This window comes from Zhenhengia yiwuensis, assembly GCF_014384995.1.
In the GTDB taxonomy this organism is placed as follows: domain Bacteria; phylum Bacillota; class Clostridia; order Lachnospirales; family Cellulosilyticaceae; genus Zhenhengia; species Zhenhengia yiwuensis.
The window spans coordinates 64,492-80,974 of the sequence record NZ_JACRSY010000008.1; the positions used below are offsets into that span (position 1 = coordinate 64,492).

Consider the following 16,483-nt stretch of genomic DNA (forward strand, 5'->3'; position numbering starts at 1 on the left):
ACGTATGTAAATATTTTTTTTCATTTTTTTTAAGTTTTTTTGTAAAAAAATTCCTTCTATCACTTAAACCCTTGATTTTACTAGATTTATGCACTCTAATCACCCTAAAATTTCGCACTTTTTTCCTTATATATCACCCTATTAAAACACTATAGTACCAAATACGCTCATCTAAACTCTCTCCTTAAAGAAGCATTGACTACTTCCCCTTGAATGTAAAAAATAACAGGCCCTTCTATACTAAAGGACCTGTTACTTTTATAGGATTAAATTAGTTGTTGTAATATAAGTTATCTGTTGGATAAACAGCATCACAAGTTACTTCGATGCCTAATTTTTTGAATGCATTTTCATTGTTATGGCTTAAAATTGTTGTAGCATGTGCTTCACAGCCTTTAAGCATTTCTAATTTTTCAAGTGCTATTTGAGCCATTGGATTTGTTGCTGAACAAATTGTAAGCGCAATGAGTACTTCTTCACAGTTTAATGCTGCATTTTTGTTTTTAAGCGTTTTTTCTTTTAAAGCTAAGATTGGTTCTAAAATAACTGGAGAGATAAGGTGCATTTCATCTGCAATGTTTGCAAAGTATTTGATTGCATTAATAAGTGCCGCACATGTTCCATCCATAAGTTGTGAGCTCTTACCTGTAATGATTGTACCATCATGAAGCTCAATTGCTACTGCTGAGCAGATTTCACCAACTTCTACGTTTTCTCTCATTTTTTCTGCTACTTCTCTTGCTGCTACTGCACATTTACGGTCGCTTTCTTTAAGACCAAGCTCTTCCATAATCAGCTTTACATGTTGTACTGTTTCTTTATCTGCATGACCTTTTTTGTATTCACAAGCTGTTTTAAAATATCTTCTGATGATTTCTTGTCTTGAAGCTTCTTTTACTACTTCATCATCTACAATACCAAACCCTACACGGTTAACACCCATATCTGTTGGTGATTTGTATACAGCTTCTTCTCCTGTAATTTTCTCAATAATACGTTTTAAGATTGGGAAAGTCTCAAGGTCACGGTTATAGTTTACTGCAAGCTCATTGTATGCTTCTAAATGGAATGAATCGATCATATTCACATCTTTAAGGTCAGCTGTTGCTGCTTCATAAGCAATGTTAAGAGGATGTTTAAGTGGTACATTCCACACTGGGAAAGTTTCAAATTTAGAATATCCTGCTACATTACCTCTTTTATATTCATGATAAAGCTGGCTAAGACATGTTGCAAGTTTACCGCTACCTGGTCCTGGAGCTGTTACAACTACAATTGGTTTAGTTGTTTCAATATATGGGTTTTTTCCATACCCTTCATCACTTACAATTGTATCAACATCTGTTGGATAGCCAGCTGTTGCACTATGTTTGTAAACTTTGATACCACGTCTTTCAAGTTTGTTGATGAACACTGTTGTTGCTGGTTGATTCTCAAAACGTGTAATAACAACACTGTTTACATCTAAATCATATTCTCTAAGATCATCGATAAGTCTTAAAACATCCATATCATAAGTAATACCGAAGTCACCACGAATTTTATTACGTTCAATATCCCCTGCATAAACACAGATAACGATTTCTACCTTATCTTTAAGTTTATGCAGTAATTTGATTTTTGCATTTTCATCAAAGCCAGGAAGTACTCTTTTCGCATGCATATCGAATAAAAGTTTTCCACCAAATTCTAAATAGAGTTTATCATAATTATTAACGCGCTCTAAAATATACTCTGATTGTTCTTGTAAATATTTATTGTGATCGAATCCTATTTTCATTGCTCATCCTCCTAAGTGTTGTCCGTTCTTCTTAAAATCTCAAGTATATATCATAACCCTTTTACTCTTATTTGAGTAGTCTTAATTTCACCCTTTTTCTAAGGCTTATTTTACCCTGTTTTTGTAGTGTTTTTACAAACTTTTTATTACCTATTTATTGCTTATTTAAGTAGTCTTCAAGCTGTGCTATAATAGAAGATACCCCCCTAAAATAAAGTGTTAGTCTTTTTGTATAATAGATTGAATTATATCATTTAAATATAAAAAGGTGCAGAGATAAATCTCTGCACCTTTTTTAAATATATTTCTCTATTTGTTTTTTCCAAGCTACATAACCTTGAGCGGTTAGATGTGCACCATCATGAGTATACTCTGCTTTGAGCTCATTTCTTTCATTTATAAATGCATCGTATAAATTTATGTATTCATATCCATATTCATGAGCTAATTTTTCTAACGCACGATTAACCTCTTGGACATCTTGATTATTGATTTTATGATTATACTCTGTATTATTAACTGGCAAACAACTTTGGACATAAACTGTACAATTTTCTATCTTTTTAAATTGATCTAAAATCATGCTATACTCTTCTGCAATTTGAGGTGCACGCTTGCCATCCCAAATATCATTGATTCCTATTTTAAGAAATACTTTAGAGGGCTTATTCGCTAATAAGTTTGGCATACGTTCATTCAGCCAAGTTATTCTGTCACTATCAATTCCTCTATTCACCACATTTTTATTATTTAGCATATCTGCCCATTCATTTCTTTGAGTAAGAGAGTCTCCTACAAACATAATACATCCCTCTTTAATAGGAAGTGTTTCAAAAATGCCCCTTCTTACAATGATACTTTCATATGGCTCAGCAGATTGAATATATCCTTCTTTCAATGTTACCTTTTCTCCCACAATAATATCCTCCTAAAATATTATAATTCTAAATACTAAAATCTATTATATATAATTTTAAAATTCATTCAACATTTTACAACAAAATATAGAGATATTTTTTAAATAAAAAATCGGGAACAACCTTATTTTCACTAAAATAAGGTTGTTCCCGATTTGGGATACTTAATCTGTTGTTTTTTCTTGTCTTCCCTTTTCTTCTCACTTTCCCTAAAAAAGTAGGAAAAAGCTTTTAACTCGCTAGAATTTATCTTAGAAGTCCGCTTGACCTGTAGTTCTTGGGAATGGAATTACGTCACGGATGTTAGTCATACCTGTTAAGTACATGATAAGTCTTTCGAATCCAAGACCGAATCCTGCATGACGGGTACCACCGAATCTTCTAAGGTCTAAGTACCACCAGTAATCTTCTTCTTTAAGCCCAAGCTCTGCCATTCTTTCAAGAAGAACGTCTAAGTTTTCTTCTCTTTGGCTACCCCCTACAAGTTCACCAATACCTGGTACAAGAAGATCCATAGCTGCTACTGTTTTGCCGTCTTCATTAAGTTTCATATAGAAAGCTTTAATTTCTTTTGGATAGTTGATTACAAATACTGGTTTTTTGAAGTGTTCTTCTGTTAAGAAACGTTCATGTTCTGTTTGAAGGTCACATCCCCAGTATACTGGATATTCAAATTCTTTACCGCAAGTTTTAAGAATTTCTACAGCTTCTGTATAATCTACAACACCAAAATCTGCACTTGCAACACCTTGTAATCTTTCAAGAATACCTTTATCTACGAATTGGTTGAAGAATGCCATTTCTTCTGGTGCATTTTCAAGTACGTAGTTAATAACGAATTTTACCATATCTTCTGCAAGGCGCATATCATCTTTAAGGTCTGCAAAAGCGATTTCTGGCTCGATCATCCAGAACTCAGCTGCATGGCGAGGTGTATTTGATTTCTCAGCACGGAATGTTGGTCCGAATGTGTAAACATCTCTAAATGCCATAGCAAATGTTTCTGCTGAAAGCTGACCACTTACTGTAAGGTTAGCCATTTTACCAAAGAAATCTTCTTTATAGTTTACTTCACCATTTTCATCTAATGGAGGATTTTTAGGATCAAGCGTTGTGACTCTAAACATTTCTCCTGCACCTTCACAGTCACTTGCTGTAATAAGTGGTGTATGTGCATAAACGAAGTTACGTTCTTGGAAGAACTTATGAATTGCATAAGCTGCAAGAGAACGTACTCTAAATACTGCTGAGAAAGTATTTGTTCTTGGTCTTAAGTGAGCGATTTGTCTTAAAAATTCAAATGAGTGACGTTTCTTTTGAAGTGGGTATTCACTTGGACAGCTCCCTTCTACTACAATTTCAGTTGCTTTGATTTCGAAAGGTTGTTTTTGTCCTGGTGTTAAAATCATATTACCCGTTACGATAATTGCTGCACCTACACCAAGTTTTGCAATTTCTTTGAAGTTCTCTAATTGGTCTTCAAATACGATTTGTACACTTTTGAAGAATGTTCCATCATTAAGTTCAATGAACCCAAATGTTTTTGAATCTCTAACTGTTCTTACCCAACCTGCTACTGTTACAATTTGACCTTGATACTTGTCTGTATCATGATATAAATGTCTGATTGCTACTGTATCCATTTACTCCATCTCCTTTAATCTATTCTTATTTTTGGCAAAGACAATAAAAAAGCCCCATCCCTATAAAAATTTATAGGGACGAAGCTGTATCTCCGCGGTACCACCCTAGTTGACCTTATGGCCCAACTCTGATCCAAGTATATCTACTAATATACTCTAGATGTAACGGTCTAGTCCCGTCTAAGCCTACTCATTGCTTTTCGGTTAGAAACTCCAAGATGTTCTTCATCTAATACGTATTACCAAATTCCCAGCACCATTGGCTCTCTAAAAATACTCTTACTAGACTACTCTTCTTTTCATCGTCTATTGCTTTATTCTAACTTAAATTATGTCCTCATTATAGAGTGTTCTATTTCGTTTGTCAACACCCATACCCTATAAGCGTTGGCGCATGACTTCGTACATACAGATTGAAGCTGCAATAGATGCATTTAAAGACTCTAAGCCACCAGGCATTGGAATGTATACATTCTGATCAGCTTTTGCAATGGCTTCTCCAGATACACCATTTCCTTCATTTCCAATAACTAACATAAGCCCTTTTGTAAGATCTGCTTTAGCTACTTCCTTAGCTGTATCATCTAATGCTGTTGTAAAGCATGTAAGTCCATGCCCCTTTGCCCACGCCATATAATCTTCTAATGATTTATCTGTTATAACAGGTACATGTAATGATGCTCCCATTGTACTTCTAACTGTTTTAGGACTATAAAGGTCTACGCATCCTTTAGTGAGGAAAATGGCATCTACACCAAACCCATAGGCACTTCTAATAATAGTTCCTAAATTACCTGGGTCTTGAAGATTCTCAAGCATAAGGTAGAACCCATTTGCTTTAACCTCTATATCTTCTAATTGTAATGTTTTCATCTTCACAAGGGCTAAAACGCCTTGAGGTGTCTGTGTATCGCTAATCACTTTAAAAAGTTCACTTGGTACAAGAAGAGCATTTCTTGTAGCGGATACCTTTAAAAGGCTTTCATCAAATAAGTCACTCATTACAATCGTATCAATTTCATACTCTTGTGGTATCTCATTAATACTTCTAATGCCTTCTATAATAAATAAACCTTGTTTTTTACGCTCATTTTTCTTACTTTGTAGCAACTGAATGTTCTTAATAATAGGATTCGCTGCACTTGTAATAAACTTACTATTTGCCATAACGTTTTGCCTCTAGTATTTGAATCTGCTTGTTGCTTCCAACTACAACAAGTGTGTCTTCTTGCTCTAATATATAATTAGGAGATGGAGAAATATCAATGACACCGCCTCTTTGAACAGCAATAATATTGATGCCATATACACCACGTGGGTCTAACTCAATAATGCTCTTACCTCTCCATTCTGGTAAGATACCCATTTCAATAATACTATATTCTGAAGAAAGTTGGATGTGATCGAGGATATTCCCTGAAATAAGGTTATTCGCAATACGGATACCCATTTCCTGTTCTGGTAAAATAATACGGTCTGCTCCAATTTTTCTAAGTACACGTTCATGAATCTCACTACTTGCCTTTGCAACAACGTAAGGAATGCCTAATTCTTTTAAAAGTAATGTCGTCATAATACTGGATTGAATATCTTTACCAATTGCTACAATCGCTACATCAAAATTACGAATTCCAAGTGATTTAAGGGTATCCATATCTGCTGCATCTGCCTGTACGGCATGTGTTACAAACGGCGCAATCTCTTGAATACTCTCTTCACACTTATCGACAACCATTACCTCATAACCTGCTTCTGATAATGTTGTTGCAAGACTAATGCCAAATCTACCTAGCCCAAAAATTACAAATTGTTTCCCTCTCATTATTTAACCCTCTCTTTCTAACCTACCAAGACTTTCTCTTCTGGATATTGAATGATGTGTTTTTCTTTTGTTTTGCCTTGTCTTACCATAAGGGCTACTGCAATTGTAATAGTACCTAATCGTCCAATAAACATCAGCATAATAATAATGATTTTCCCTATAGGTGTCAGGCTTGTTGTAATACCTAAAGTTGAACCTACTGTACCAAAGGCTGATACCACCTCAAATAACAGCTCCATAAAGGCTGCATCTTCTGTGACAGTTAAAATCATTAGTGTACCCAAAACAACTACAATAGCAATAATCACTACAGTTAGTGCTCTTGCTATAACAGCCATTGGAATACGACGTTTATAAACCACAGTATTTTCTCTCCCTTTAATTGTAGAGAGTGCACATAAAACTAGAACACCTATTGTAACAGTCTTCACACCACCTGCTGTACCTGCTGGTGATCCCCCAATGAACATTAAAATAACACTCATAAGTTGTGAAGCTGGTGTTAATTCCGCTAATGGTAATGTATTAAATCCTGCTGTACGTGGTGCTACAGATTGGAAAAGTGCCGCATATATCTTATCTTTTAAGCTTAATGCACCTAAAGTTGCTGGGTTGTTATATTCTACTAAGAAGAAGAAAACAAATCCTATTACAATAAGTATTATTGTAATAGTCCATACAAGTTTTGTATGTAACGATAATTTATAAAAAGCTTGTTTCCATGTAAAATGCTCTGCTGATTGACGTTTCATCTTAATGATATTATAAGTATCAATCCATACACTAAACCCAAGTCCACTTGCTATAATAAGTCCCATAATCGTAAAGTTAATGATCCCATTCCCTACATAAGGTACTAAACTATTTGATCCGACCAAATCAAATCCTGCATTACAAAAGGCTGAAATCGCATGGAAAATAGAATACCCTATACCTTTTATAAGGCCATGTTCTGGTATAAAAACCAAAGATAATAAAATTGCACCTATACCTTCTACCAAAAAGGTAAGCTGCACAACTGCTTTGGCAAATCTTACAATCCCTGCCGTTGTATTAAAACTAAATGCCTCTTGCATAAGAAGTCTGTTTTTTAAAGTGATTTTTTTACCCATAAAAACAAAAATCATACTTACTAAAGACATAAAACCAAGTCCACCTATTTGGATACAAAACAAAATAACGATTTTTCCAAACAAAGACCAATACTCTAATGTATTCACGACTACAAGTCCTGTTACACAAACTGCTGAAGTAGAAGTAAATAAAGCATCAATAAAGCCTGTAGTTTGTCCACTTTGACTACTTATCGGTAACATGAGCAGTACTGTTGCAACTAAGATAACCATTAAGAAGCCAGCTACTAAGATCTGTGAAGGTCCTAGGCTACTTCTAAAAATCCCATGTTGCTCATTTACATTGTTCATTTTCTCATTCTCTCCTATGATTTACTAATTTTATGTAATCGTTTGTTATTATATCATACCCTACTTTAAAATACAGCCTTTTCATATCTTTTCTTAACGCTTTCTTAACTTTTATTAGGTTTAGCATTTTCACTTATTATCATGTATATAAGGCTTGGCTATTTAAATGTAAAAAAAGGTAGCAAAATGCTACCTTTTTAAATGATCATCTATTTTTCTAAAACTGCACCATTGTATACAAGACCTTTATCACTATCTACTGTAATAGTCGTTGCATTGCTAACAGCCTCAACCACATTTTTAGCCCCAATAATAACTGGAATGTCTAAAGTTCGACCTACAATCGCTGCATGGTTATTTTCTTCATGTGTGCTTTCTTCAACAACGATAGCACTAGCTTTTTTCATATAAGGTAAGAAAGTATTATCTGTTTTAGCAGTGACCAAGATATCTCCTTTTTTGAAGTATCTATCTGCTTCTTGTAATACTTTAATAACACTTGCTTTACCTGTTACAGCTTTTTTGCCATAACCTATACCACGTGCTAATACATTACCTACATATTGCGCTTTAAGAACGTTCGTTGTGCCTGCTACACCAACGGGAACACCTGCCGTAAGGACAACTACATCTCCTTGATTGGCAAATCCAAGTTCTTCCGTTTTCTTAATTGCCGTGTTAAAGACTTCATCTGTTGACCCTTCTTCTATATTCATAAGAAGTGGCGTACATCCCCATACTAGATTCAGCTGACGTTGTACCCTTTCATCTGTTGTACAAGCTACAATTGGGCAAGTTGGTTTATACTTAGATACAGCGCGTGCTGTATGTCCTGACTTACTAATCGTCACAATAGCTGCTGCCCCTAGCTCTGTTGCTGTCTGGCAAGTAGCATGACTAATCGCATTCGTCATGCTAAGCTTAGCTTCATTTAAAGCCATTGGTAAATTATAAAGCTTACTTGCGCCTTCTGCAGTAATAGCGATGCGATTCATCATACTAATAGCTTCAAGGGGATAATCTCCTTTAGCTGTTTCACCTGATAACATAATAGCAGATGTACCATCAAAAATAGCATTAGCGACGTCACTTGCCTCCGCACGTGTAGGGCGTGGGTTACGAATCATAGAATCTAGCATCTGTGTTGCTGTTACAACAACTTTACCTAAGTCATTTGCTTTTTTAATAAGTATTTTCTGTACAATAGGTACTTCTTCTGCAGGAATTTCTACACCAAGATCCCCACGCGCAACCATAATAGCATCTGCAACTTGAAGAATTTCATCAATATTATTTACGCCATCACGATTTTCGATTTTAGCAATAATCTGGATATGACTGCCACCATTTGCTTCAAGTACCTGACGGATTTTCACTACATCATTAGCACATCTGATGAAAGAAGCTGCAATATAGTCAAAGCCTACTTCTGCGCCAAACTTAATATCTGCTAAATCCTTATCTGTTAAAGCAGGTAAATTTACAAATACATCAGGGATATTAATCCCTTTTCTTGAGCCCAGTATTCCCCCGTTTTCCACAATACACTCGACTTCTGTACTGGTAAGATTTTTTACTTTTAACTCAATTAAACCATCATCAATAAGAATACGACTACCACGTTTTAAATCATAGGGTAAGTTCTTATAAGTCACACTGACTCTTTCTTTATTTCCTTCTACCTCTTCCGTAGTAAGCGTAAAAATGTCACCAATATTTAACTTAATCTCTTGATCATCTGCCATAATACCCGTACGAATTTCAGGTCCTTTAGTATCTAGGATGAGCGGAATAGGTCTACCTATTTCTTCTCTTACCTGTTTTACACGTTTCACTGTTTCACCATGAATCTCATGATTATCATGTGAAAAATTAATACGGATAGCATCTGCTCCTGCCATAATAATCTTTCTAATTTGGTCACATTCTCTTGTTTTAGGCCCAAGTGTACTCACAATTTTAGTTTTACGCATCGCTTTTCTCCCTTTAATAAATCTCTATTTTATCTTCTAGCAAAGAATATCGCTTAAACTATACATATATGGGTCTAACTGTTTAGTCATTTTGAGTGCTTCATTAATATCATAATCTACGTATTGTCCATTGATATAAGCTACAACACGTTTTGCCTTGCCTTCACAAAGGAGGTCTACTGCTTTTGCTCCCATCATAGACGCTTGCATTCTATCTACAGCAGTAGGAGAACCCCCTCTTTGAAGATGTCCTAAAATAGTAGCGCGTGATTCAATACCTGTTACTTTTTCTATAGTTTGTGCAAGCTGTTCTGCCCCCCCTACACCTTCTGCTACAACAATTAGGAAATGTTTCTTACCTTTATTTTTATTTTCAATAATTTTTTTAACAATCTCTTCATCACTTGGTCTTGGTACCTCTGGTAAAAGCACCATTTCAGCTCCAGAGTTAATAGCACACCAAAGTGCAATGTAACCTGCATGGCGTCCCATAACTTCTACAATGGAACAACGTCTATGTGAAGTAGATGTATCACGAATCTTATTAATTGCATCCATAGCTGTATTAACAGCTGTATCAAAACCGATTGTATATTCTGTACATGCAATATCAAGGTCAATTGTACCTGGTACACCTATTGTATTAATTCCGAGATTTGCCAATTTTTCTGCGCCTTGAAATGAACCATCTCCACCAATGACAACAAGTCCATCAATACCAAATACACGGCACATGTCAGCCCCTCTTTGTTGTCCTTCAGCTGTTATAAACTCTTTACATCGAGCTGTTTGAAGAATAGTTCCTCCACGCTGAATAATATCTGATACACTACGTGTATCCATTTCAAATACATCTCCTGCAAGTAATCCATTGTAGCCTTTACGGATACCCATCACTTTTATACCTCGTGAGATAGCTGTCCTTACGACTGATCGGATCGCTGCATTCATACCTGGTGCATCTCCACCACTTGTTAAAACACCTATTGTTGTTACTTTTTGACTCATGAGAAACAACCCCCTGTTGTTTTAGTATTTTGTATTAATGCCTTGCTTTGATAACTATTTAACTTGTAGAAAATTTAAACTTGTGTACATTATATTGATCGATTTTAATTTTACCTAACTATTTTTTAAATTGCAATATCATTTCTCAGATTTTGGTACTACTACACAGGTATTACCTAAGAGGTTTTTAAGCTCCTGTATAATCTGGTCATTCACTTGTACATTATATTTAGGTGGAAATGGCTTTTTCATGTTATCCTCTAAGGATTCTACGATTATTCTAGTTTTTCCTGGATACTTTGCAAATATACTTAAAAGCTGTTTACGTATATCTTCTGTGCGCTGACTTGCATCTAATCTTAATAAAATATGATCTACTTCTTGATCTGGATTTAAAATAGCCTCTAAGGTTGTTAAATCATCTACAAGCACAACCGCTGCTTCCTCTTCTTTAATAGAAATATGACCTTTAATCATATAAACCTTCGTTTCATCTACTCTTTCAAACTTTTCAAACTGGTTTGGGAAGACAATACACTCTATAGTGCCTGTTGTATCTTCTAGAGTAATAAAGGCCATCTTACGATTTGTCTTGGTGTAAATGACACGTTTTTCCGCTAACAATCCACCTACTATAACTTGCTGGCCATCTGTTATTTTGTAGTCGCCATCAAATTCTGCCCCTTCTTCTTCTGTCATCTCTAGATCCACTGCATGATGTGTGATGTATTTCTCAAGTTCGCCACTTACTTTATCAAGTGGATGCCCACTTAAGTAAATTCCTAATACTTCTTTTTCAAAGTTTAAAATCTCCTTCATCTCAAACTCTGGTACATTTGGTAGATGGTCATCAAAAGCATTCCCCTCTTCTGCGTCTCCACCTATGCTAAAGAGATCTATCTGCCCTGCTATATTATTACGTCTATTGGTAGCTACACCATCTGCAATTTGCTTGTAAGCTGCCATATACTGGCTACGCTTACCACCAAAGTCATCAAAAGCACCTGCTAAAATAAGGCTTTCTACGCTTCGCTTATTCACATCTTTAGAATCCATACGGTTATAGAAGTCAGTCAGGCTCTTGAAGTGGCCATTCTTTTCGCGTTCTTCTACAATCTTTTCAATAACGTTACGGCCTACATTCTTAATGGCTGCTAGCCCATACATAATACAGTCATCTTTCGTACTGAAATAAGCATAACCTTCATTGATATGAGGGGCTATAACTTGTATTCCCAGCTTTTTACAGCTATCAATATACTGCCTAATTTTAGGTGTTACATCCATAACAGATGTCATAAGTGCTGCCATAAACTCTACTTTATAGTAAGTTTTAAGGAAAGCCGTCTGGTAGGCAACTACTGCATAAGCTGCCGCATGTGATTTGTTGAAGGCATACTTAGCAAAGTCAATCATATCATCAAAGATTTGGTTTGCAATTTCTTTTGGAATACCATTAGCAATCGCACCTGGTACATCCACGCCATCTCCATTAAGGAAAATATCACGTTCTTTTTGCATCACATCTGTTTTCTTTTTCCCCATAGCACGACGAAGTAGGTCACTTCGGCCTAAACTGTAACCTGCAAGGTCTCGTACAATCTGCATAACCTGTTCCTGATAAACAATACAGCCGTAAGTATTTTCTAGAATAGGTTTAAGAGCAGGGTGCGTATAAGTAATGCTCTCCTTATCACGTTTACCATCTACATACTTTGGAATAAAGTCCATTGGGCCTGGTCTATATAAAGATACCCCCGCAATAATATCTTCAAGGCTCTCTGGACAAAGTTCTTTCATGAAAGACTTCATCCCAGCACTCTCTAGCTGGAATACCCCCTCTGTGTTTCCTGATGCAATCATTTGATACACTTTAGGATCTTCATAGTTGATACTATGCATATCAAGTTCCACACCATGATTTTGCTTCACTAACTTCACTGCATTATCAATAACTGTTAGTGTTCTAAGACCTAGGAAGTCCATCTTGAGAAGGCCTAGTTCTTCAAGGGTAGTCATTGGGTACTGAGTTGTAATAACACCATCACTCGCATTGAGTGGTACGTACTCTACTACAGGCTTTTTAGAAATTACAACACCTGCTGCATGGGTAGAGGAGTGACGTGGTAGCCCCTCTAACTTAAGGGCTGTATTAATGAGGTATTTTACTTTCTCATCTGTTTCATAGAGCATATTAAGCTCTTCATTCATATTAAGTGCCTTACTTATGGTCATCTTAAGCTCATTTGGAATCATCTTAGCAATACGGTCTACTTCTGGATAAGGCATATTGATAGCACGGCCTACGTCACGGATAACCGCCTTGGCTGACATGGTTCCAAAAGTAATAATCTGTGCTACACGGTCTTCACCATATTTATGAATAACATAATCAATAACTTCCTGACGTCTTTCATAACAGAAGTCGATATCGATATCAGGCATACTGATACGTTCTGGGTTTAGGAACCTTTCAAAAAGTAAACTATACTTAATCGGGTCGATATCTGTAATCTCTAGAGCATAAGCTACAATACTTCCTGCTGCCGAACCACGTCCTGGCCCTACTGGAATTCCTTGTCGCTTTGCATACTTGATGAAATCACTTACAATAAGGAAATAATCCACAAAACCCATTTGAATAATAATACCAAGTTCATATTCTAAACGCTTACGAAGCTCATCTGTCACAGGAGTATAGCGTATAGCAAGTCCTTCATCACAGAGTCTTCTAAGATACTCTTCTGGCGACTCTTCTGTAGGGACATCAAAACTTGGTAATTTCAGTTCATGGAAGTCAAAAGTTACATTACATCTTTCTGCAATTTTAGCTGTATTTTCTAAAGCCTCTGTTGCATAAGGAAAGAGTGCATACATTTGCTCTGGACTCTTAAGGTAGTACTGTCCCCCTTCATAAATCATACGGTCTTCATCCTGCATAGTTTTACCTGTCTGAATGCAGAGTAGTACTTCATGTGGGTTAGCATCTTCTTCTAATATATAGTGCACGTCATTAGTGGCTACAAGTGGAATTCCTGTCTCCTGCGCAATGCGCAAGGTCTGAGGGTTTACCTTGGCTTGTTGACTCATACCATGATCCTGAAGTTCTAAATAAAAATGATCTTTCCCCATGATTTCCTCATAAAGGAGTGCTGCTTCTTTTGCTTTTTCATAATTATCTTCTAGAAGGGGTCTAGAAACAGGACCAGCTAAACAGGCACCTAGGGCAATAAGCCCCTCATGGTGCTCTCTTAAAAGATCAAGGTCAATACGCGGCTTACGATAGAAGCCTTCTATAAAGCCTTGAGAAACCATTTTAATCAGATTCTGATAACCTTCATTATTTTTAGCAAGAAGTACAAGATGGTTATATCTTAAATCTTGTTTTTCTTTATCAAATCTTGTTCGTGGTGATACATAGACTTCACAACCAATAATAGGTTTAACGCCTATATTCTTCGCTTCTTTATAAAAATCAATTGCACCATACATAACCCCATGGTCTGTAATGGCAAGTGCACCCATTCCTAATTCTTTCGTTTTTGCAAGGAGTTCTTTTATTTTGGCGGAGCCATCTAATAAGCTATATTCTGTATGAACATGTAGATGTGTATAAGGCTTTGTCATAAGTGCCTCCTTTCTTTTGTTACGCATCTGTTTTATATTTAAATTATTTGTTTTATTATATCACTTTTAGGTATTTGGTGGATAGACTCTGGAGATTTTATATAACAAAAAGCCTAGGAAAACTGAAAAACAATCTTCCTAGGCTCTTTTACCCCACCGTGTCCACAATGTCCATTTTGTGGCTTTTCTATTGGTATAGAAAAGTTTTACAGCTTATTATATACTATAATGCTTGCAATAGCTACATATTCTTTTCTAAATTTCTTTTTCTAGGTGTACATAACCTTATTTATAGTCTATAGTATTAAGCAAATTTATTCCGAATGCGAGGTGTTTTCATGTCCTTTTTAAGATTTTTAAAAGATAAATGGTTAGTGTTACTTACTTACAGTATACTAATACTTTTTACCATTATTTTTCTACGTGCTATTCATACAGCAGTTTATCCTATTGTATTTCTTATTACGCTTTATACAATTGCATTAATCGTTTTACTCCTTCTAGAGTATATAAAAAAGCATGCTTACTATAAAACCGTACAAGATCAGCTTCAAAATCTTGACCAAAAATATTTGTTATGTGATATCATTTCACAAGCTCATTTCCAAGAAGGTGAGCTCTTCTATGAGATACTTAGAGCTACTACAAAATCTATGAATGATCATCTAGATGCTTATCAAATGGAACGCATTGCTTACCAAGAGTATATTGAAATGTGGGTTCATGAGATAAAAACCCCCATTGCCTCAGCTAAACTCCTTGCTGAAAATCATAAAGATCCTATCACGTGTAGTATGGCTGAAGAAATAGATAAAATTGAAATCTTCGTAGAACAAGTTTTATTCTATTCTAAAAGTAATACAACTGAAAAAGATTATATTATTAAAAGCTTATCTCTTCAAAACATCGTAAATAAAGTAATTAAAAAATATGCCTCAGCCTTTATTAGTCTACCTATCCAACTTAGTCTTGCTCATTTAGACTATACCGTATACAGTGACGCCAAGTGGCTAGAATTTATACTTAGCCAAATTCTAGGTAATAGTATTAAGTACCTTAATAAGGAAGAAAAGCAGATTAAAATCTTTGCTACTGAAGATTCAGGTCGCCTCTGCCTTCATATTGAGGATAATGGTATCGGTATTGTCGCATCAGACCTTAGTCGTGTATTTGACAAAGGCTTTACGGGTGAAAACGGACGTATCTATGGTAAATCTACAGGTATCGGTCTCTATTTATGCAAGAAACTGTGTCTCAAACTAGGTCTTGAACTTAACCTTTCTTCTGTTCATACAGAAGGTACAAGGATCACACTCATTTTTCCAAAGAGTAAAATGTTTTTACTTGAATCCTGAGTTTCCTTACAAGTTTGTAAGATTAGCGTTAGCTTAATCCATGGTAGTTTTTTTGTATTCCCTTTAAACTGAATGCATACGCTTCAATCACAAGGAGGATTTACAATGGATTTATTTAAAAATGGCCTAAATGGCTTCCAGCTTAAATTACTGGCACTTATCTTTATGACATTTGACCATATTGCTTATATGTTCTCAGGGATTATTCATGTGCCAATTTGGTTCCATATTATAGGACGCATCTCAGCCCCTCTTTTCATCTTTATGGTAGCTGAAGGAATGTGGCATACACGTAATCGTACCAAATATATATTACGCCTCTACTTTTCTTCTGTGGGAATGGCAGTGCTTAATAACCTTGCCAATACCTTCTTCCCTATGCCAAGTGGCGGTCTGATCATTAATAATATTTTTGCGACTATGTTCCTTATTACCTTATTCATTCATTTTGGTGAAAAGCTTATAAGCACTTTCAAGGCTAAGGACTTCAAAAAAGGAAGTTTAGCACTTCTTATTCTTCTCATTCCTTTTATTCTAACTTTTGTTGTGATAATGATGATGTCTACCTTACCTCACTTCGTACTTCAATTCATCATGACTTGTATTCCAACTCCATTACTTGTAGAAGGTGGACTTCTTTGGATTGTACTTGGCATTGGCTTTTATATGTGTAGAGGTAGCAAAAAGAAAACGGGTATTTTCTATGTTATTTTCTGTATCATTACCTTCTATCTCACAACTGGAATGGATTTATCTTTAATGAATCTCTTCTATATTAACGTGCAGTGGCTGATGATTTTAGCTTTACCGCTTCTTCTGCTCTATAATGGTCAAAAAGGTAAAGGCATGCGTAACTTCTTCTATATTTACTATCCTGCTCACCTTTATGTACTATTAGGCCTTTCACATCTACTTTATACTTTTAAAAACTAGG

11 protein-coding genes and 1 other annotated feature are annotated in these 16,483 nt (G+C 35.6%); of the genes, 2 read left to right on the forward strand and 9 right to left on the reverse strand.

Translation table 11 applies throughout. The features are described 5' to 3' along the window. Positions 1-271: 271 nt before the first annotated feature. The 9 genes from H8718_RS06535 to H8718_RS06575 form a co-directional block, all read right to left on the reverse strand. Complete coding sequence (locus H8718_RS06535; protein ID WP_177668876.1) at positions 272-1,780, reverse strand: DUF1846 domain-containing protein; 1,509 nt, start codon at positions 1,778-1,780, stop codon at positions 272-274. Between the two features lie 295 nt (positions 1,781-2,075). Further along, positions 2,076-2,696 carry a D-alanyl-lipoteichoic acid biosynthesis protein DltD gene (locus H8718_RS06540; RefSeq protein ID WP_249332330.1) on the reverse strand — a complete coding sequence of 207 codons (621 nt, stop codon included), beginning with the start codon at positions 2,694-2,696 and terminating at the stop codon, positions 2,076-2,078. Positions 2,697-2,948: 252 nt separating this feature from the next. Next, the gene (gene asnS / locus H8718_RS06545) at positions 2,949-4,340 is read right to left on the reverse strand and encodes an asparagine--tRNA ligase (RefSeq protein ID WP_177668880.1); all 1,392 of its coding nucleotides are present in this window, start codon (positions 4,338-4,340) and stop codon (positions 2,949-2,951) included. Between the two features lie 71 nt (positions 4,341-4,411). Continuing rightward, positions 4,412-4,652: a binding site (T-box leader), on the reverse strand. A 66-nt stretch (positions 4,653-4,718) separates the two neighbouring features. Continuing rightward, entirely contained in the window at positions 4,719-5,507 is a 789-nt protein-coding gene (locus H8718_RS06550) for a TrmH family RNA methyltransferase (RefSeq protein WP_177668882.1), read from the reverse strand. Then, positions 5,497-6,162, reverse strand: coding sequence for a potassium channel family protein (locus H8718_RS06555; RefSeq protein WP_177668884.1), 666 nt, complete (start codon positions 6,160-6,162; stop codon positions 5,497-5,499). Before H8718_RS06555 ends, H8718_RS06550 begins: the two co-directional genes overlap by 11 nt. A 17-nt stretch (positions 6,163-6,179) precedes the next feature. Further along, positions 6,180-7,586 (reverse strand): TrkH family potassium uptake protein, encoded by a 1,407-nt coding sequence (locus H8718_RS06560; protein ID WP_177668886.1) that lies wholly within the window; start codon positions 7,584-7,586, stop codon positions 6,180-6,182. A 209-nt stretch (positions 7,587-7,795) separates the two neighbouring features. After that, positions 7,796-9,559: a pyruvate kinase gene (gene pyk, locus H8718_RS06565; RefSeq protein WP_249332331.1), complete on the reverse strand. Its 1,764-nt coding sequence runs from the start codon at positions 9,557-9,559 to the stop codon at positions 7,796-7,798. Between the two features lie 36 nt (positions 9,560-9,595). Further along, positions 9,596-10,567 carry a 6-phosphofructokinase gene (gene pfkA / locus H8718_RS06570; RefSeq protein WP_249332332.1) on the reverse strand — a complete coding sequence of 324 codons (972 nt, stop codon included), beginning with the start codon at positions 10,565-10,567 and terminating at the stop codon, positions 9,596-9,598. Positions 10,568-10,705: 138 nt separating this feature from the next. Then, on the reverse strand, positions 10,706-14,194 hold the full coding sequence (locus H8718_RS06575) for a DNA polymerase III subunit alpha (RefSeq protein WP_249332333.1): 3,489 nt from the start codon (positions 14,192-14,194) through the stop codon (positions 10,706-10,708). 338 nt (positions 14,195-14,532) lie between these two features. On the opposite strand from H8718_RS06575, the gene H8718_RS06580 reads away from it, so the two are divergent. Both H8718_RS06580 and H8718_RS06585 read left to right on the forward strand, forming a co-directional pair. Next, positions 14,533-15,549: a sensor histidine kinase gene (locus H8718_RS06580; RefSeq protein ID WP_249332334.1), complete on the forward strand. Its 1,017-nt coding sequence runs from the start codon at positions 14,533-14,535 to the stop codon at positions 15,547-15,549. Between the two features lie 105 nt (positions 15,550-15,654). Continuing rightward, complete coding sequence (locus tag H8718_RS06585; protein ID WP_249332335.1) at positions 15,655-16,482, forward strand: TraX family protein; 828 nt, start codon at positions 15,655-15,657, stop codon at positions 16,480-16,482. The last annotated feature ends 1 nt before the right edge of the window (position 16,483 follow it).

What these genes read in the sequence shown, in the direction of transcription:
- H8718_RS06575 (WP_249332333.1), bottom strand. Translation starts at nt 14,194, where the DNA reads ATGACAAAGCCTTATACACATCTACATGTTCATACAGAATATAGCTTA.
- H8718_RS06535 (WP_177668876.1), bottom strand. Translation starts at nt 1,780, where the DNA reads ATGAAAATAGGATTCGATCACAATAAATATTTACAAGAACAATCAGAG.
- H8718_RS06585 (WP_249332335.1), top strand. Translation starts at nt 15,655, where the DNA reads ATGGATTTATTTAAAAATGGCCTAAATGGCTTCCAGCTTAAATTACTG.
- H8718_RS06580 (WP_249332334.1), top strand. Translation starts at nt 14,533, where the DNA reads ATGTCCTTTTTAAGATTTTTAAAAGATAAATGGTTAGTGTTACTTACT.
- pfkA (WP_249332332.1), bottom strand. Translation starts at nt 10,567, where the DNA reads ATGAGTCAAAAAGTAACAACAATAGGTGTTTTAACAAGTGGTGGAGAT.
- asnS (WP_177668880.1), bottom strand. Translation starts at nt 4,340, where the DNA reads ATGGATACAGTAGCAATCAGACATTTATATCATGATACAGACAAGTAT.
- H8718_RS06555 (WP_177668884.1), bottom strand. Translation starts at nt 6,162, where the DNA reads ATGAGAGGGAAACAATTTGTAATTTTTGGGCTAGGTAGATTTGGCATT.
- H8718_RS06560 (WP_177668886.1), bottom strand. Translation starts at nt 7,586, where the DNA reads ATGAACAATGTAAATGAGCAACATGGGATTTTTAGAAGTAGCCTAGGA.
- H8718_RS06550 (WP_177668882.1), bottom strand. Translation starts at nt 5,507, where the DNA reads ATGGCAAATAGTAAGTTTATTACAAGTGCAGCGAATCCTATTATTAAG.
- pyk (WP_249332331.1), bottom strand. Translation starts at nt 9,559, where the DNA reads ATGCGTAAAACTAAAATTGTGAGTACACTTGGGCCTAAAACAAGAGAA.